The following is a 17,219-nucleotide window of genomic DNA, read 5'->3' as shown; positions in this document are numbered from 1 at the left end:
CATGAGGCGCACACCCGCGCCGACTTGTAACACCCCGCAACGCGTTACCTCGCGCTGGGTGGGAACCCCCCGCAACACTCTGGGGCGCTCCCAATACTTGCTCAGTCAGTGCTGACGTTCGCTCATGCTCTGCTTGGCAGTAAACCTATTAAGACCCGTCCATTTGAGGGCGGTATTCTGGCGTTTTAGAGGTGAACAACGTGGAGCTTTTATCTGGCGCTGAGATGGTCGTCCGCTTCTTGCGTGACGAAGGCGTTAAGCACATCTATGGGTACCCTGGCGGTGCTCTCCTTCATGTTTACGACGCCCTGTTCAAGGAACCGGAGATCAACCACATCCTGGTTCGTCACGAACAGGCTGCCACCCATATGGCGGACGGTTACGCCCGTGCAACCGGCAAGGCCGGCGTGGTGCTGGTGACTTCCGGCCCAGGCGCGACCAATGCCATCACCGGCATTGCCACTGCCTATATGGACTCGATCCCGATGGTCATCCTGTCCGGTCAGGTGCCTAGCACCATGGTTGGTACCGATGCCTTCCAGGAAACCGACATGATTGGTATTTCCCGGCCGATCGTGAAGCACAGCTTCATGGTCAAGCATGCCTCGGAAATTCCCGAAGTCCTGAAAAAAGCCTTCTACCTGGCGCAATCCGGCCGTCCAGGCCCGGTCGTGGTCGACATTCCAAAAGATATGACCAACCCGGCCGAGAAGTTCGAGTACGTCTATCCCAAGAAGGTCAAGCTGCGCTCCTACAGCCCGGCTGTCCGCGGTCATTCCGGCCAGATCCGCAAAGCGGCCGAGATGCTCTTGGCAGCCAAGCGTCCGGTGGTCTATTCCGGCGGTGGCGTCATTCTTGGCGGCGGCTCCGAAGCCCTTACCGAGATTGCCAAGTCGTTGAACCTGCCGGTCACCAATACCCTGATGGGGCTGGGTGGCTTCCCGGGCACCGATCGTCAGTTCATCGGCATGCTGGGCATGCACGGCAGCTACACCGCCAACATGGCGATGCACAATGCAGACGTGATCTTCGCTGTCGGTGCGCGTTTCGACGACCGCGTAGTCAATGGCCCGGCCAAGTTCTGCCCGAACGCCAAGATCATTCACATCGACATCGACCCGGCGTCGATCTCCAAGATGATCAAGGCCGACGTGCCGATCGTTGGCCCGGTCGAAAGTGTGCTCACCGAGATGCTCACCATCCTCAAGGAGATCGGCGAGCAGCCTGACAAGGCGGCACTCGATGCCTGGTGGAAGCAGATCGACGAGTGGCGAGGTGACCGCGGCCTGTTCCCTTACGACAAGGGCGATGGCAGCGTCATCAAGCCGCAGACCGTGATCGAAACCCTGTGCGAAGTGACCAAGGGCGATGCCTTCATCACCTCCGATGTCGGCCAGCACCAGATGTTCGCGGCGCAGTACTACCGTTTCAACAAGCCAAATCGTTGGGTCAACTCCGGCGGCCTGGGCACCATGGGCTTCGGCTTCCCGGCGGCGATGGGCATCAAGCTCAACTTCCCTGACCAGGACGTGGCTTGCGTGACCGGTGAAGGCAGTATCCAGATGAACATCCAGGAACTGTCCACCTGCATGCAGTACGACCTGCCGGTGAAGATCGTCAACCTGAACAACGGTGTGTTGGGCATGGTTCGTCAATGGCAGGACATGGCCTACAGCGGCCGTCACTCGCATTCCTACGTGGAGTCGCTGCCTGACTTCGTCAAGCTGGTTGAGGCCTATGGCCATGTGGGTATCCGCATCACCAGCCTGAAGGACCTCAAGCCAAAACTGGAAGAGGCTTTCGCGATGAAGGACCGCCTGGTGTTCATCGACATCGCGGTCGACAGGACCGAGCACGTCTACCCGATGCAGATCAAGGACGGCTCGATGCGTGACATGTGGCTGAGCAAGACGGAGCGTACCTGATATGCGGCACATCATTTCCCTGCTGTTGGAAAACGAACCCGGTGCCTTGTCTCGCGTGGTCGGTCTGTTCTCCCAGCGTAACTACAACATCGAAAGCCTGACCGTGGCGCCGACCGAGGACCCGACTCTGTCGCGCCTGACCCTGACGACCGTTGGTCATGACGAAGTGATCGAACAGATCACCAAGAACCTGAACAAACTGGTCGAAGTGGTCAAGCTCGTCGATCTGTCGGAGAGTGCTCACATCGAGCGCGAGCTGATGCTGGTCAAGGTCAAGGCCACCGGCGCCCAGCGCGCCGAGATCAAGCGCACCACGGATATCTTCCGTGGCCAGATCGTCGATGTCACCGCCAGTGTGTACACCGTGCAACTGAGCGGTACCAGCGATAAGCTGGACAGCTTCATCCAGGCCATTGGCACCGCGTCGATCCTGGAAACCGTGCGCAGCGGCGTCACCGGCATTGCCCGTGGCGACAAAGTGCTCAGTATCTGAATACGCATACAAGAATCAGTGATGGCTCCGTGGAGCCGAGATATAACAGGGGTATTTCATGAAAGTTTATTACGACAAAGACTGCGACCTTTCCATTATCCAGGGCAAGAAAGTCGCCATCATCGGTTACGGCTCCCAGGGGCACGCCCAGGCGTGCAACCTCAAGGACTCCGGTGTGGACGTTACCGTCGGTCTGCGTAAAGGTTCGGCCACCGTTGCCAAGGCAGAAGCCCACGGCCTGAAAGTCGCTGACGTTGCTACTGCCGTCGCCGCTGCCGACCTGGTCATGATCCTGACCCCGGACGAGTTCCAAGGCGCCCTGTACAAGAACGAAATCGAGCCGAACATCAAGAAGGGCGCTACCCTGGCCTTCTCCCATGGCTTCTCGATCCACTACAACCAAGTCGTTCCGCGTGCCGACCTGGACGTGATCATGATCGCGCCGAAGGCTCCGGGTCACACCGTTCGCTCCGAGTTCGTCAAGGGCGGCGGCATCCCTGACCTGATCGCCGTCTACCAGGACGCCTCCGGCAACGCCAAGAACGTTGCTCTGTCGTACGCCTCGGGCGTCGGCGGCGGCCGTACCGGTATCATCGAAACCACCTTCAAGGACGAAACCGAAACCGACTTGTTCGGTGAGCAGGCCGTTCTGTGCGGCGGTACCGTCGAGCTGGTCAAGGCCGGTTTCGAAACCCTGGTCGAAGCGGGCTACGCGCCGGAAATGGCCTACTTCGAGTGCCTGCACGAGCTGAAGCTGATCGTTGACCTCATGTACGAAGGCGGTATCGCCAACATGAACTACTCGATCTCCAACAACGCCGAATACGGTGAGTACGTCACCGGTCCGGAAGTCATCAACGAAGAATCCCGCAAGGCCATGCGCAACGCTCTGAAGCGCATCCAGGACGGCGAGTACGCGAAGATGTTCATCTCCGAAGGCGCCACCAACTACCCATCGATGACCGCCAAGCGTCGTAACAACGCCGCTCACGGCATCGAAGTCATCGGCGAGCAACTGCGCTCCATGATGCCTTGGATCGCGGCCAACAAGATCGTCGACAAGACCAAGAACTAAGTCTTGCGTCGGTAACATGAAAAACGCGGCTTCGGCCGCGTTTTTTCGTTTACGCGGCCTGCTTCTGGTATAAAGCGACCAGTGGCTTGCCGTCAGAACCTGTTTCGCAGGCCCGTGTCGAATATTTTCCACCCCAGTTGCAAGGTACTTTTCATGAGCGAACGTCCCGAAGAGCCGAATAAGCCCTCCGACGCCGAAAGCCTGCTACCTGTCGATGAGCATATTGAAGAAGGGCATGACGCCGAAGGGCGCAAGGTCCGTCACCGTGGCATTTACCTGCTACCCAACCTGTTCACGACCGCCAACCTGTTTGCCGGTTTCTATTCCATCGTCAGCTCCATCAGCGCGCACGGTTACCTCAGTGCCGGCGACCCGCGTGAAGCGAGCAAGTACTTCGCGTTCGCCGCGATCGCCATCTTCGTGGCCATGGTCCTCGATAGCCTCGATGGTCGTGTTGCGCGCATGACCAACACCCAGAGCGCCTTCGGTGCCGAGTACGACTCGCTGTCGGACATGGCGGCCTTCGGCGTTGCGCCTGCCTTGCTGGCGTTCGTCTGGGCGCTGGGCGACATGGGCAAGGTCGGCTGGATGGTCGCCTTCATCTATGTCGCTGGTGCGGCATTGCGTCTGGCGCGCTTCAATACCCAAGTCGGCACGGCTGACAAGCGCTACTTCATCGGCCTGGCCAGCCCGGCTGCCGCCGGTGTGGTCGCTGGCACCGTATGGGCCTTCAGTGACTATGGCATCCAGGGCTCCAAGCTGTCGTTCCTGGTCGCCTTGTTGGTGGCCGCTGCCGGCATGCTGATGGTCAGCAACATCAAGTACAACAGCTTCAAGGAGCTGGACCTCAAGGGGCGCGTGCCCTTCGTGGCCATTCTCGCTGTGGTGCTGGTGTTCGCGGTGGTGTTCAGCGACCCGCCCCGAATCCTGCTGCTGATCTTCCTCGGCTATGCGATTTCCGGCCCTGTGCAGTATCTGCTGCGTGGTCGTCGCCGCAAAAGCTGACAAAGCGTTAATGTTGGAATAACCCTCCGGCTCCATAGTCTTACAGGTACATCCGTTGCCTGTGCTGTGGAGCCGTCATGCTTATCAAGTCTCCCACATCGTCCGATTGCAAAGCGTCGGAGATCACCCCCGAAAGACTCTATCTTTCCAGGCGTTCAATGCTTGGGGCTTCCCTGGCAGGGCTGGCCCTTGGCGCGTTGCCGCGTGCTGCTTCGGCTGTCGAGGCGTCGCGCTATGCCGACGTCGCGCCTGGTGCCGCGCCTGCCTGGTTCACAGACAAGCTGGCAGCCGCGCGCTGGCAGGCTGTGACGGTCAAGGACGAAGCGATCACGCCGTTCAAGGACGCCACCCACTACAACAACTTCTATGAGTTCGGCCCCGACAAGGGGGACCCAGCGGCCAATGCCGGTGCGCTTAAGACCGAGTCCTGGACTCTGGTGGTCGATGGTGAAGTGGCCAAGCCCGGTCGCTATGCCTTGGAAGACTTCGTCAAACCCTACCAGCTCGAAGAGCGCATCTATCGGTTGCGTTGTGTCGAGGCCTGGTCGATGGTCATCCCCTGGCTGGGCTTTCCATTGGCACAGGTGCTCAAGCAGGTCGAGCCGAACTCCAAGGCGCGCTACGTACGCTTCGAGACGCTGCAGGATCCACAGAGCATGCCTGGGCAGCGCTCAGGCTTTGCCTTGATCGATTGGCCCTATGTAGAGGGGCTGCGCCTGGACGAGGCGATGCATCCCCTGGCGATTCTGGCGGTAGGCATGTATGGCCGGGAGTTGGCCAATCAGAACGGCGCGCCGTTGCGCCTGGTAGTGCCATGGAAGTACGGGTTCAAGAGTATCAAGTCCATCGTGCGCATGAGCCTGGTGGCAGAGCGGCCAAGCACCACCTGGGAGAGTCTTGCGCCTACGGAGTATGGTTTCTATGCCAACGTCAATCCGATGGTCGACCACCCGCGCTGGAGCCAGGCCAGGGAAAGGCGTTTGCCCAGTGGGCTGTTCAGTCCCAATGTGCGCGATACCCTGATGTTCAATGGCTACGCCGATGAAGTGGCGTCGCTGTATGCGGGGCTCGATCTGCGGAAGAACTACTGATGCGTTATCCCTGGTTTCGACTGGCCATTTTCCTGGTGGGGTGTGCGTTTCCCGGTTGGTGGCTATATGAAGCGGCGATGAATCTGCTGGGACCAGACCCTGGCAAAATCTTGGTAGATCGCCTGGGTCTTGGCGCGTTGACCTTCTTGCTGGTCACCTTGAGCATGACGCCGTTGCAGAGACTCACAGGGTGGCCCGCTTGGATAGTCGTGCGGCGGCAACTCGGGTTGTGGTGCTTCGCTTACGTCGTCCTGCACATGGCTTCCTATATTGTGTTCATCCTCGGGCTGGACTGGGGGCAATTGGGTGTCGAGCTGCGCAAGCGGCCTTACATCATTGTGGGAGTGTTGGGCTTTCTTGGCCTGCTGGCGCTCGCGGCGACGTCGAATCGTTACAGTCAGCGGAGGCTCGGCGCGCGATGGAAGAAGTTGCACCGGTTGGCTTATGGGATTCTCGGGTTGGGATTGCTGCACTTCCTCTGGATCGTTCGCTCAGATCTGCAAGAGTGGGTGATATACGCCGCCGTCGGGGCAGTATTGATGTTTGTGCGTATTCCGCCGGTGTGGCGTCGTGTCCCTCGTTTGCTGGGGCGGGGCAGGGCGGTTTGAAACTTTCTTGAAATAACTGTTGACGGGGTTTCGAATCCCCTTATAATGCGCCCCACTTCCGACGCAGTCGAAACGCAAAACTCCTTGATAATCAACGAGTTGAACGCTTCAGGTAGTATCGGAAGGGCTTCGGTCTTCTGATCGGCAGCGGTGAAAAAGGCAGTTGACAGCAGGTTTTAACGCTGTATGATTCGCCTCCCGCTACGAGAGATCGCAGCGAGTTAAGCGGTTGAAGTTGAACGGGTCGGCGCTTTTCGCCTTTACGGCGACCTACTTTTGCTCTTGGGCAAAAGTAGGCAAAAACCGCTGGCTCCCACATCCGGCCCCTGCGCTGCGCTCCGGGGTCCCCTCGCTGCGGTGTCTTGCGGGGCTTCGCGGCCTCCGGCTGGCTACGCCAGCCTCCATCTCGCGTCTTCGGCTACCGCCGAAGGGCGCTGCGCGCCTGCCCCTTCAGACACCTTCACTCGGCCTTCTGAGGTCGCGATGGGTGGTGTCTGGACTATCGCGCATCAAAAGCAACGGCAAACAAGTTAATTGTTTGGCTGTTTGTTCCGGCCTATTTGCGGGTAGGAGCGCCGCCGCTCCTACAGGCACAGCGCCGTTCTCAAGAGCTGTGAGCCTGTGTGTGCGGCGGTTCGGCGCCCCGATTTACCCGCGAATAGGCCCAAAAGCTCACCACAAAAACCACTGAATGAAACAACGCCAGCCCAGGCGCCGCCCGTAACTTGCGCCCCATCAGCAGGCCGAGTGGAGGTGTTTGTAGGGGCAGGCGCGTAGCGCCCTTCGGCGTAGCCCAAGTCGCGAGATGGAGGCTGGCGTAGCCCCGCAAGACACCGCAGCGAGGGGACCCGGTGAGAAGCGCCGGGCCGGATGCAGGGCGCGCGGCTTTTGGTTACTTTTGGCCAAGACCCAAAGTGACCCGCCGTAAAGGCAGAAAGGTGACTACCTGTCGATAAAACAATCGGATAAGCCCACCAACAAGAAACCAACAGAAACCAACGATTCACTGCAAAAGAATCTGAATCTGCTCCCGCAAACTATCCAGATCGAACGGCTTGGCCAGTATCGGCGCCCGCCGCGCAATCGGGCTCTGGCACTCGCGGATCTCCGCCGGATACCCACTGATGAAAATCACCTTCAAGTCCGGCCTCAACTTGACCGCAGGCTCAGCGATCTCCACCCCCGAAATCCCACCCGGCAAACGAAAATCCGTCACCATCAAATCCAGATGCGGCTTGCTCGCCAAGATGGCAAAGGCCTGTTCACCGTCTTCGGCCACCAGCACGTGATACCCCTCCCCAGCCAGATAATCACGCAGGATCATGCGAATCGCCGGTTCATCCTCGACGACCAATACGACATCTTGTGCATCTTCACTCATGACTTCGCCTTGGGATTCAATAACTTGGCCATCAGACCGTCACCTCAGGCAGAGGTTGCCTGCGTCTGGTCGCTTTGTCGACGTTGTGCCGCCAGCGGCAGGTAGAGGCTGAACGTCGCGCCTTTACCTTCCTCGCTGTCGACATGAATGCGTCCGCCATGGGCCTGGGCGATCTGTTCGGAGATATACAGCCCCAGCCCCAGGCCCGCGCTGGATTGCTGCGTCGCGACGCGTTCGAACTGCTGGAAAATACGCTGCTGATTGGCCGCGCTGATGCCGATCCCTTGATCCTGCACCTGCACGCAGGCCATGGCGTCGTGCTCGAACACTCGCACTCGCACCGGTCGCCGTTCGCCGTAACGCAAGGCATTGGACAACAGATTGGCCACCACTTGCTCAATCCTGAACTCGTCCCACTCTCCCGGTAACGCCTCGCAACGCTCCAGTTCGAGATGGGTTTCCAGGGCCGCGGCCTGTGCCGCGAAATTCTCCACGAGCCCTCGCACCAGTTGCGCCAGGTCGAACGCCTTGGGTCGGATCGACAGCTTGCCGGTACGGATGCGGGCCACATCGAGCATGTCTTCGATCAAGCGGATCAGGCTGTTGATCTGCCGTTCGTCACGCTCGACCATCGCCCGCAAGCGATCTTCACTGAACGCCGCAATATTGCCCTTGGCCAGATGCATCTTGCGCAGTTGGGTTTCCAGAATCAGGCCATTGAGCGGCGTGCGCACCTCATGGGAGACGATCGACATGAAGTCGTCGCGCATGCGCACCGCGCGCTCCAGCTCGCCACGCGCCACTTCGAGCTCGGCCAGCAGTTGCGCCTGCTCCTGGCGGCTGCGCTCCAGGGCCTCCAGCTGACGCCCCAGCGCCTTGCGCTGGCGGAACAGGTCGACGAAGACCGAGACCTTGCTCTTGACCGCCAGGGTGTCCAGGGGCTTGTGCATGAAGTCCACCGCGCCGCTTTCATAGCCTTTGAACGCGTAGTTCATCTCGCGACCGGCCGCACTGACGAAGACGATCGGAATGTTCTTGGTCTTTTCGGTGCCACGCATCAGTTCGGCCAGCTCGAACCCGTTCATGCCAGGCATCTGCACATCGAGAATGGCCAGCGCGAATTCATGCTCGAGCAACAACGACAGCGCCTGCTCGGCGGACTGGGCCCGGTGCACTTCGCGGTCCTCACCCTGGATCAGGGCTTCGAGGGCCAACAGGTTTTCCGTCAGATCGTCAACGATCAACAGTTTGGCGGTGATATCGCTCAGCATGCGCGCGGTTCCAGGGTAGCGAGCAAATGCCCGATACCACTCAGGGAAAGAATATGGTCGGGCTGCTGCAAGGCCAGCGCGGCCTCCGGCATCTGCGCGACCTGTGCGTCGCGAGGGTCCTGGATCACGGTCCGGCCCCCGCTGTTTTTGATCTGAAGCAAACCCTCGGCACCGTCTTCGTTGGCACCGGTGAGCAGCACGCCGAGCAGGCCGGCGCCATAGGCATCCGCCGCCGACTGAAACAGAAAATCGATTGCCGGGCGGGAGAAATGCACCGGGTCTTCCTGGCTCAACGACAGGGTCAGGTCGCGTTCAATCGACAAATGGTAACCGGGTCCGGCCACATAGATCACCCCGTCGACGATGCGCTCTTTGTCCCGGGCCTCATGTACCGGTCGATGCAAGCGTCGCTGCAACACCGTGGCCAGCTGGCTGTGGCGATCATCGGGCAGGTGCAATACGCACAGCACCGGAATGGCAAAACCTTCGGGCAGCCCGCCTAATACTTGCAACAGCGCCGAAACGCCGCCCGCCGAGGCACCGATGACCACCGCCGCCACGCCACTCATGACTTGCGATAGATCCGTTCAGGCCGCACGAGCGCTTCGAAGCGCTCGCTGTAGGCGGAAAAATCCAAGGACTCCTTGCTGCCGAGTACCAGGAACCCACGATGGCACAAGGACTCATGGAACAGGCCCAAGGCGCGATCCTGCAGCGCCTTGTTGAAATAGATCAGGACATTGCGGCACGACACCAATTGGGTTTCGGAAAACACACTGTCGGTGGCCAGGCTATGGTCGGCGAAAGTCACGTTCTCGCGCAGGCTGCTATCGATGATCGCGTTGCCGTAGGCGGCCGTGTAGTACTCGGACAAGTCCCGGCGCCCTCCAGCCTTGCGGTAGTTCTCGGCGTAGGTCTGCATGGCCTTCAGGGGGTAGATACCCTGCTTGGCTTTTTCCAGTGAATGGGGGTTGATGTCGGTGGCATAGAGGATGGTGCGCTCCAGCAAACCCTCCTCGCGCAGCAGGATCGCCATCGAGTAGACCTCCTCACCCGTGCTGCAACCGGCGATCCAGACCTTGAGCGACGGCCAGGTGCGCAGCAGCGGTACCACCTCCCTGCGCACGGCCAGAAAGTGCTCAGGATCGCGGAACATCTCACTGACCGGAATCGTCAGGAACTGCAGCAACTGCATGAATGCTGCCGGATCGTGCAAGACCCGCTCCTGCAAGGCCGATACCGTGCGGCAATCGAACTGGCGCACGGCGTGCAGGATCCGGCGCTTGATCGAAGCGCCGGAATAATCGCGAAAATCGTAGCTGTACTTGAGGTAGATCGCCTCGATCAACAGCCGGATCTCGATATCGGTGTTGCGTTCGTTACTCAAATTCGCTCCAGTTGCGGCAGCCATACACGGATCAGTGAGAACAATCGGTCCAGTTCGATCGGTTTGGCCAGGTAATCATTGGCGCCAGCCTGCAGGCAGCGTTGCTGGTCGTCCTTCATGGCCTTGGCGGTCACGGCGATGATCGGCAACTTGCGCCAGCGCGCTTGCTGGCGGATCAACCGAGTGGCCTCGTAGCCGTCCATCTCGGGCATCATCACGTCCATGAGCACCAGGTCGATGTCCGGGTGCTGCTCCAGACGCTCGATGGCCTCATGCCCATTGCGACCGATCTCGACGATGGCGCCCTTATGCTCAAGGGCGCTGGTCAAGGCGAAGATATTGCGCACATCATCGTCCACCAAAAGGATCTTGCGCCCTTCGAACACTTTGTCACGACTGCGTGCGGTCTTGAGCATGCGCTGGCGCTCATGGGAGAGCTGCGATTCGACCTTGTGCAGGAACAGCGTGACCTCATCGAGCAGCCGTTCAGGCGAGCGTGCGCCTTTGATGATGATCGAGCGCGAGTACTTGAGCAGGTCCGCCTCCTCCTCACGGGTGAGGTTGCGCCCGGTGTAGACGATCACGGGCGGGAAGGACCGGATCGTCTCGGACGTCATGCGCTTAAGCAACTCGTTGCCAAGCATGTCCGGCAGCTTGAGGTCGATGATCATGCAGTCGTAGATGTTTTCGCGAAGCAGCGCCAGGGCATCCTGTGCCAGAGCCACTGCAGTGATCTCGACATCCTCATCGCCGATCAGGCGGGCGATGCTCTCGCGCTGCAGATCATCGTCCTCCACCAGCAGGATGTGCTTGAGCTTCTGGGTGAGTTTGGCTTCCAGGCGACCGAACACCGCCTTGAGTTCCTCACGGCTGGCCGGTTTGACTGCATAACCCACCGCGCCCATGTGCATGGCCGCCTCGATGCGATCCTCCACCGAGATGACATGCACCGGGATGTGCCGGGTGCTGGCCTGTTCCTTGAGCCGTTGCAGCACCGTCAGCCCCGAATGATCGGGCAGGCGCATGTCCAGCAAAATGGCATCCGGCGTGTACTGGGCGGCCAACGCGTAACCCTCGTCGGCCCCTTGGGCCACCAGGCAGCTGTACCCCAGTTCATGGGCAAGGTCATAGAGGATACGGGCGAAACTTGGCTCGTCCTCCACCACCAGGATGCAGCGGTTGGCGAACGGCGCCTGCTCGCGGTCATCGGCAAAAGCCGGTGCCTTGGCAGGTGGCGGCGCGGCAGGCAGCGTTGCCGGTGGCGTCGGCGCCGGCGCGCTCACCCGCGGCGCAGAGGGTCCTACCTCATCGGCTTCGAGCTGCTCGGGCAGGACAAGACTGAACGCGCTGCCCTGCCCTGGCGCGCTCTCGACCTTGATCTGCCCGCCCAGCAACCGCGCCAGGTCACGAGAGATCGACAGCCCCAGACCGGTGCCGCCGTAACGGCGGTTACTGGTGCCATCGACCTGATGGAAGGCGTCGAAGATCGCCTGGTGCTGGTCGGTCGCGATGCCGATGCCGGTGTCACGGACTGTGAAGACGACACTACGGTCCTGATGCTGGTCGATGGTCAGGCTGACCTTTCCGTGCTCGGTGAACTTGATGGCGTTGGACAGCAGGTTCTTCAGGATCTGCTCCAGGCGCTGACGGTCGGTGAGCAGCGTTGCCGGTACCCCCGGCTCAAGTCGTACGTCGAACGCCAAGCCTTTGTCCTGGGCAAGCGGCTGGAACAAGCTGCGCAAGCCATCGGCCAGGCTATCGACCTGGGTGGCCTGTGGCCGCACTTCGAGCTTGCCCGCCTCGACCTTGGCAATGTCGAGAATATCGTTGATCAGATTGAGCAAGTCGTTGCCCGCTGAATAGATGGATTCGGCGAACTTGACCTGTTCGCTGCTCAAATTGCCCTGCGCGTTCTCGGCCAGCAATTTGGCCAGGATCAACGAGCTGTTGAGCGGCGTGCGCAGTTCGTGGGACATGTTGGCGAGAAACTCGGACTTGTAGCGATTGGTGCGCTGTAAATCCTCGGCTCGGGCCTGCAGCTCCAACTGCGCCTGATTGAGCTCACCATTCTTGCGGCCCAGGGCATCGGTGCGCTCGGCCAACTGCTCGTTGGTCTGCTCAAGCTCCGCCTGTTGAATCTCCAGATGCGCCTGGGACTCCTTGAGTACGCGGGACTGCTCCTCAAGCTCCTCGTTGGCGGTCTTGAGCTCTTCCTGCTGCACTTGCAGCTCTTCGTTGAGCTGTTGCGTCTCGGCCAGTACCTGCTGCAGGCGATGTCGGTAGCGTGCGCTTTCTATGCTGATGCCCAGGCTGCCCGCCACTTGCTGCAGCAGCTCCACATCGCGCTCCTGCAAAGGCCGCAGGAACCCCAGCTCCAACACGCCATTGACCTGACCATCGTCGTGGGTCGGCAGCAGCAAGGCACTGCGTGGCAGACCGCTGCCCAGGCTCGAGCTCAGCCGCAGGTAGTCCTCAGGCAGGTTGTCCAGGCGCAACGGCGCCCGTTGACGGACCGCCTCGTCCAACAGGCCCCCCTGACCAGCGGTCAATGGCCCTTGGGCCTGTTCGGTGTCCAGGCCGTAGCTGGCCACACGCACCAGTTGCCCTTGTTCATCGCGTACATGGAAGGCCCCCACCACGCTGCCCAGGTAACTGGCGAAAAAGCGCAGGATATTGTCGCCGAGCATCGCCAGGGTCAGTTGGCCCAGGACCTGTTCGGCGAGCTGGGTCTGGCCGCTGCGCAGCCATGCCTGGTGCTCCAGGCGCTCGGTGGCGCGGCGCTGGGCCTGCAAGTTGTCCACGTAGCTGTTCGACAGCAGCAGCAGGTCGCGACGGCCAAGATACGCCAGCAAGGCACTGAGCGTGACGATGAACAACACAAAGGCCGTGATCGCCCAGACCGTGACACTGTTGACCTTCTCGTTGCGCGCCATGCGCAGTTGCTGCTCGGTGACGATGAAATCGTCGAACTCCTTGCGGATTTCATCGGTCAAGCGCTTTCCGCGGCCATTGCCTATGGAAGTCTGGTAATCGCCCTGGTTGCGCCGCGAGGCGATCATTTGGCTGCTGAAATCGTTCCAGGCCTGTTGCAGGGCCACCAGGCGGTCAATGCGCTCTGTCTGTTGCGGGTTGTCCTGCACCATCGCTCGCAAGGCCTTCAGACTCGTGAAAATGCGAGGCTTGGCCACTTCGTAGGGGTCGAGGAAGCGCTCGTCCCCGGTGATCAGGAACCCGCGCATACCCGTTTCCATGTCGATCGACAGTTTGACGGTTTCGTTGGCATTGCCGATCACCCGATCGGTGTGCTCGACCCATTGCATGGCCGAGAGCAGGTAGTTGATCACCGCGACGAAAGCCACGGCGCCCAGCAGGCCTACCCCCAGGGGGAGCCCTACGTTGCGGCTCAACAGTTTGCGAAAGCTCTGTTGATCCATCGAGGCTGCTTGAATCATCTGAAAACGCCCGGGTAAAAAAGTCCATTGAAAGGATCGCGGCCACTACGCAAGGCGGACGCTATAGCGAGTCTAACCAGCTTTGCCCGCTCTGACAGGGCAGTTAGCCAGTATTTGAAGGTTGCTGGCGCCAATCGTTCCATCGATCGACAGGGGCCGTTATGCTGGGGAACTTCTGCAACGTACGCACCCACACAAGTAAGGACAACCCATCTGAACAGGACGCCCCCATGCAACTTCTGGTAGTCGAAGACGACGACATCGTTCGGATGTTGATGGTCGAAGTGCTCGACGAACTGGGCTACACCGCCATCGAAGCCGAGAACGCCACCGCGGCCTTGAAGATCCTCGAGGACGCCAACCAGCCATTGGCACTACTGATGACCGATGTAGGCCTGCCGGACATGCGCGGCGAGGAACTGGCAGCCAAGGCCCGAGCACTGCGTCCAGCGCTGCCCGTGCTGTTTGCCAGTGGTTTTGCCGAGAGCTTCGATGTACCGCAGGGCATGCACCTGATTGGCAAGCCCTTTGGTATCGATCAGTTGCGCGACAAGGTGATGGGGATACTGGGAACGCCTTGAGCGCAGGCGCCGCCCTAGGGTCGGCGCTCGCCGAAATAGTAGCGATCCAGACTGCCTTTGCCAAAATAGCGCTCGTATTCCTGGATGGCGTACAGGTCCATCATGCCTGCGATGTAGTCGATGATCAGCCTGTGCCTGTCCGCCTTGAGTGAGCGAAGCTCCGGCGGCAGCAACCTGTTTTTCTCGTTATAACGCTCATCGCTGTACACCTCGAACAGCCCCTTGATCACCTGCTCGCCTCGTTTTTCGTAGAGCTGTACGTCTTTCTTGCGCAGGATGGCCTTGAACAAGAGTTTTTTGAGGCCCTCCGCCAACTTGGCATAACGCGTGTAACCGAGTTTGCCATCCACCAGGCCGATGTCCGAACACAGCGTGTTGACGATCTTGGAGGTCAGCTCCTTCTTCAACACCATGGCGTACTCTTCCGACGACCCCAGTCGATGCGAGCACATCGCATCGTTCTGCACCGCCTGCGCCAGTTGCTCCATCATTGGATACGCCTCGGCGAAGGTGTCGCTGATCTTGAACTCGTGCAGGATCTCTCCCAGGCTGATCAGACCAAAACTCAAGGCGTCCTCCAGATCATGGGCGGCATAGGCGATTTCATCGGCAAGGTCCATGATCTGGGCGTCGATGCTTTTGCTGCCTTCGAAACCCTGCTTCGCCAGTTCGGCACAGAGGAACTGGTAATCCTCGTCGTAGAGGAACTTCGCCGGATTGTCCTCCCGGCGATGAAAGTACTTGGTCACCGCCATCAGCGTACGGACATTGAGGTTGAGCCCGTCGTACAAATGATGCTTGCGCTCCAGGGTACGCAGAATACGAAAGGCCTGGGCATTGCCTTCATATCCGCCACAGTCGCCACACAGTTCGTTGAGCACTTTTTCTCCATGGTGCCCGAATGGCGGGTTGCCGATGTCATGGGCCAGCGCTGCAGTCTCGGCGACGACAGTGTCATTGAGCGCCAGGTCAATGGCTATCGAACGCGCGATCTGTGCGACCTCCAGGCTGTGGGTGAGGCGATTGCGGTTGAAGCGCCCGGCGTCGATACCCAGCAGTTGCATCTTGCCTTGCAAGCGCCGGAAGGAAGAGGAGTACAGGACCCTGGCATAGTCGCGCATGAGTTCCTGACGCCCATTGGATCGTCCATCGTCATGGACGAAGACTCGGTACTCCAATTTTGCAGCTTCGATTTCTTGTTCCTTGGCGTAGGCCTTTACATCGCTGTCGTACATGTCATCCCTTTCCTCGGTTGTACGTAAGTCTCATCGTGGCCGCTATGGCCGAAACGGCAAGCAGGCCGCATCCGATGTCGCGACATCCGCCTCGAACGCCTGCTCACTGTAATCGCGTGGGTAATAGGAAAAGCGCTTCAGATCAAAGTAATCCTGCTTTGCCATGTAGCGCCTGGACAGCGCCAGGCTCTCGCGCTCCACCTGCTCAGCGTCCAGTTCAGGGCTCAGGTTCAACTGCGTGATGCCATAGTCCTCGGCGCTTGCTGGGTCGACAGGTGTCGCGCCCCGTGCCCTTAGTGCCGTCAGAAACTCAGAACAATGGCTGGGCGGGCCATAGACCCCCACTGGCCCGACCGACACGCCCTTGATGCAATGGGCATGGGCATCGAGCCACTGTCGGGTCTGCTCAAGGGTGTGCGCCGTTTCACCGGCGTAAAGCATCACGTTTACCTTGACCCAAATGCCGTGACGGGCACAGGCCTGCAGTAATTTTGACGCCGCCCCTAGGTAGCGCGCCGGGTCCCGGGCCTTGTTCATCGCCAGGATCTGCTCGGGCGCCGCCGACTCAAGGCCAAGGTCGATGACTTTCATGCCCGCCGCAGCCAGGCTTGGGACTATCTCGGGTTTGATGCCATCGACCCGGCTCTCGCAGCGCCAGAGAATCCTGGCATTACAGCGCTGGACCTGTTCGGCCAGCGCCTGGGCCCATCGCGGGTTGGGCAGGAAGAAGGACGACTGGAAGTACGGATGGATGCCGTGGTCGCCATAGTCGCCTGCAAGCTGGCGCAGCTCGTCGGCGATCCGTTCAGGGGCTTTGAGCTTTTGCAGCGGGACGTCTCGCTCTTGGCAAAAAGTGCAGCCCTTGCCACATCCGCGCGAGGTCTCGATGCTGGGCTGATAACGATGATGCCCCTCGACCAGCAGATGGTTGAGCCCAGCGGCCCGCCCATCCCATGCACCCTGAAACCCCAGCAACGAAGGCAACAGGTCTTCACCCAAGCCTTGAACGATCCGATCGACCAGCGGCAGCTTGCCGTGCAGCCATTGCCGGTCAGGCCCTGTCACCCATCGCCCACCGAGTACGATACGCACCCGTGGCTCCATGCCCTTGACCGCAGAACAGAACACGCGCGCCCACTCCAGAGCATGGAAGCTGGTCATCGACAGCATCAACGGCGCATCGACCCGGAGCAACCCTTGCCGGTGAAGACGCTCGGCGAGCGCAACGGGAGCCTCGTGTTCGCCATGCACCAACAGGGTCTCGAGACCGTTTCGCTGACACAGGGTCGCCAGACCTAACGCGCCGTAGTTCAGGTACAGCTGCCGACGGGCCAGGGCGTGATCCCGCTTCTTGGGGCGCAGCAGGCCGGCGGACACGAACAGCACCGGTACACGTCCCGCGCCGATCAGCATTCGCCGAGTTCTCGGGCACACCAGTCACACTCGCCGTCCTCGGACTCGCCCTGCACGAAGAGTATCTGGCCGGCTTCACCGGCTTTGCGGTCGTCTTCGATGCAGCCGTCACAAAGGGTGATCGTGGGGTATTGCTCTGCGGCGCGATCAGACATCAGATCGCCATACACTACGCATTTCTTCATGGTCGCATCCCAGGTGATGAGGGCCTTTCGTTAGCCGTTGGCATCCTTTGCCTCGGTCTGGACACCTTCAGCCAGGCCACTCCGACCTGTCAAAAACGCAGTGTTTAGACAACGCCT

At 60.2% G+C, this 17,219-nt stretch carries 15 protein-coding genes; 7 read left to right on the top strand and 8 right to left on the bottom strand.

The annotated features are described in order from the left end of the window. The first annotated feature begins 200 nt into the window (after positions 1-200). The 6 genes from R6G97_RS19980 to msrQ all read left to right on the top strand — a co-directional run bounded on the left by R6G97_RS19980 (position 201) and on the right by msrQ (position 6,197). Complete coding sequence (locus R6G97_RS19980) at positions 201-1,925, top strand: acetolactate synthase 3 large subunit (protein WP_043215778.1); 1,725 nt, start codon at positions 201-203, stop codon at positions 1,923-1,925. Between the two features lies 1 nt (position 1,926). Beyond that, entirely contained in the window at positions 1,927-2,418 is a 492-nt protein-coding gene (gene ilvN, locus R6G97_RS19975; protein WP_003250040.1) for an acetolactate synthase small subunit, read from the top strand. Positions 2,419-2,476: 58 nt separating this feature from the next. Beyond that, on the top strand, positions 2,477-3,493 hold the full coding sequence (ilvC, locus tag R6G97_RS19970) for a ketol-acid reductoisomerase (protein ID WP_043215774.1): 1,017 nt from the start codon (positions 2,477-2,479) through the stop codon (positions 3,491-3,493). 153 nt (positions 3,494-3,646) lie between these two features. Next, complete coding sequence (gene pssA, locus R6G97_RS19965; RefSeq protein WP_043215775.1) at positions 3,647-4,498, top strand: CDP-diacylglycerol--serine O-phosphatidyltransferase; 852 nt, start codon at positions 3,647-3,649, stop codon at positions 4,496-4,498. Positions 4,499-4,575: 77 nt separating this feature from the next. Then, entirely contained in the window at positions 4,576-5,589 is a 1,014-nt protein-coding gene (gene msrP / locus R6G97_RS19960; RefSeq protein WP_317847403.1) for a protein-methionine-sulfoxide reductase catalytic subunit MsrP, read from the top strand. After that, positions 5,589-6,197 (top strand): protein-methionine-sulfoxide reductase heme-binding subunit MsrQ, encoded by a 609-nt coding sequence (gene msrQ, locus R6G97_RS19955; protein WP_090346734.1) that lies wholly within the window; start codon positions 5,589-5,591, stop codon positions 6,195-6,197. The genes msrP and msrQ overlap by 1 nt, the downstream gene beginning before the upstream one ends. A gap of 1,003 nt (positions 6,198-7,200) precedes the next feature. Here the strand turns inward: msrQ and R6G97_RS19950 are convergent. Genes R6G97_RS19950 through R6G97_RS19930 form a run of 5 tightly spaced genes read right to left on the bottom strand, consistent with a single transcriptional unit; the run spans position 7,201 to position 13,688 of the window. Continuing rightward, positions 7,201-7,578, bottom strand: a complete 378-nt coding sequence (locus R6G97_RS19950; protein ID WP_043215057.1) for a response regulator — start codon at positions 7,576-7,578, stop codon at positions 7,201-7,203. A 44-nt stretch (positions 7,579-7,622) separates the two neighbouring features. Beyond that, positions 7,623-8,849, bottom strand: a complete 1,227-nt coding sequence (locus tag R6G97_RS19945; protein WP_090342283.1) for a hybrid sensor histidine kinase/response regulator — start codon at positions 8,847-8,849, stop codon at positions 7,623-7,625. Continuing rightward, a complete protein-coding gene (locus R6G97_RS19940; protein ID WP_043215061.1) occupies positions 8,843-9,418 on the bottom strand; it encodes a chemotaxis protein CheB in 576 nt (191 codons plus the stop codon). Before R6G97_RS19940 ends, R6G97_RS19945 begins: the two co-directional genes overlap by 7 nt. Next, positions 9,415-10,236, bottom strand: coding sequence for a CheR family methyltransferase (locus R6G97_RS19935; protein WP_043215065.1), 822 nt, complete (start codon positions 10,234-10,236; stop codon positions 9,415-9,417). The genes R6G97_RS19940 and R6G97_RS19935 overlap by 4 nt, the downstream gene beginning before the upstream one ends. Then, the gene (locus tag R6G97_RS19930; RefSeq protein WP_317847402.1) at positions 10,233-13,688 is read right to left on the bottom strand and encodes a response regulator; all 3,456 of its coding nucleotides are present in this window, start codon (positions 13,686-13,688) and stop codon (positions 10,233-10,235) included. The genes R6G97_RS19935 and R6G97_RS19930 overlap by 4 nt, the downstream gene beginning before the upstream one ends. Before the next feature lie 230 nt (positions 13,689-13,918). Between R6G97_RS19930 and R6G97_RS19925 the strand changes: the two genes are divergently transcribed. Beyond that, positions 13,919-14,269: a response regulator gene (locus R6G97_RS19925; RefSeq protein WP_043215070.1), complete on the top strand. Its 351-nt coding sequence runs from the start codon at positions 13,919-13,921 to the stop codon at positions 14,267-14,269. 14 nt (positions 14,270-14,283) lie between these two features. On the opposite strand, the gene dgt is transcribed toward R6G97_RS19925, so the two are convergent. The 3 genes from dgt to R6G97_RS19910 are packed head-to-tail and all read right to left on the bottom strand — an operon-like array spanning position 14,284 to position 17,102. After that, a complete protein-coding gene (gene dgt / locus R6G97_RS19920; protein ID WP_070575457.1) occupies positions 14,284-15,504 on the bottom strand; it encodes a dGTP triphosphohydrolase in 1,221 nt (406 codons plus the stop codon). Between the two features lie 42 nt (positions 15,505-15,546). After that, complete coding sequence (locus R6G97_RS19915; RefSeq protein WP_317847401.1) at positions 15,547-16,917, bottom strand: B12-binding domain-containing radical SAM protein; 1,371 nt, start codon at positions 16,915-16,917, stop codon at positions 15,547-15,549. Further along, positions 16,911-17,102 carry a hypothetical protein gene (locus tag R6G97_RS19910; RefSeq protein ID WP_043215077.1) on the bottom strand — a complete coding sequence of 64 codons (192 nt, stop codon included), beginning with the start codon at positions 17,100-17,102 and terminating at the stop codon, positions 16,911-16,913. The genes R6G97_RS19915 and R6G97_RS19910 overlap by 7 nt, the downstream gene beginning before the upstream one ends. Positions 17,103-17,219 lie beyond the last annotated feature (117 nt).

This window comes from Pseudomonas sp. HTZ2 (genome assembly GCF_033173945.1).
GTDB classification, from domain to species: domain Bacteria; phylum Pseudomonadota; class Gammaproteobacteria; order Pseudomonadales; family Pseudomonadaceae; genus Aquipseudomonas; species Aquipseudomonas guariconensis.
The sequence above is the reverse complement of the archived record's forward strand: the minus strand, read 5'-3'. Positions and strand labels throughout refer to the sequence as shown.

Bases quoted from the DNA above. Each gene is read 5' to 3' on its own strand.
- ilvN (WP_003250040.1), top strand. From the start codon at position 1,927: ATGCGGCACATCATTTCCCTGCTGTTGGAAAACGAACCCGGTGCCTTG.
- ilvC (WP_043215774.1), top strand. From the start codon at position 2,477: ATGAAAGTTTATTACGACAAAGACTGCGACCTTTCCATTATCCAGGGC.
- pssA (WP_043215775.1), top strand. From the start codon at position 3,647: ATGAGCGAACGTCCCGAAGAGCCGAATAAGCCCTCCGACGCCGAAAGC.
- msrP (WP_317847403.1), top strand. From the start codon at position 4,576: ATGCTTATCAAGTCTCCCACATCGTCCGATTGCAAAGCGTCGGAGATC.
- msrQ (WP_090346734.1), top strand. From the start codon at position 5,589: ATGCGTTATCCCTGGTTTCGACTGGCCATTTTCCTGGTGGGGTGTGCG.
- R6G97_RS19950 (WP_043215057.1), bottom strand. From the start codon at position 7,578: ATGAGTGAAGATGCACAAGATGTCGTATTGGTCGTCGAGGATGAACCG.
- R6G97_RS19945 (WP_090342283.1), bottom strand. From the start codon at position 8,849: ATGCTGAGCGATATCACCGCCAAACTGTTGATCGTTGACGATCTGACG.
- R6G97_RS19940 (WP_043215061.1), bottom strand. From the start codon at position 9,418: ATGAGTGGCGTGGCGGCGGTGGTCATCGGTGCCTCGGCGGGCGGCGTT.
- R6G97_RS19930 (WP_317847402.1), bottom strand. From the start codon at position 13,688: ATGATTCAAGCAGCCTCGATGGATCAACAGAGCTTTCGCAAACTGTTG.
- R6G97_RS19925 (WP_043215070.1), top strand. From the start codon at position 13,919: ATGCAACTTCTGGTAGTCGAAGACGACGACATCGTTCGGATGTTGATG.
- dgt (WP_070575457.1), bottom strand. From the start codon at position 15,504: ATGTACGACAGCGATGTAAAGGCCTACGCCAAGGAACAAGAAATCGAA.
- R6G97_RS19915 (WP_317847401.1), bottom strand. From the start codon at position 16,917: ATGCTGATCGGCGCGGGACGTGTACCGGTGCTGTTCGTGTCCGCCGGC.
- R6G97_RS19910 (WP_043215077.1), bottom strand. From the start codon at position 17,102: ATGAAGAAATGCGTAGTGTATGGCGATCTGATGTCTGATCGCGCCGCA.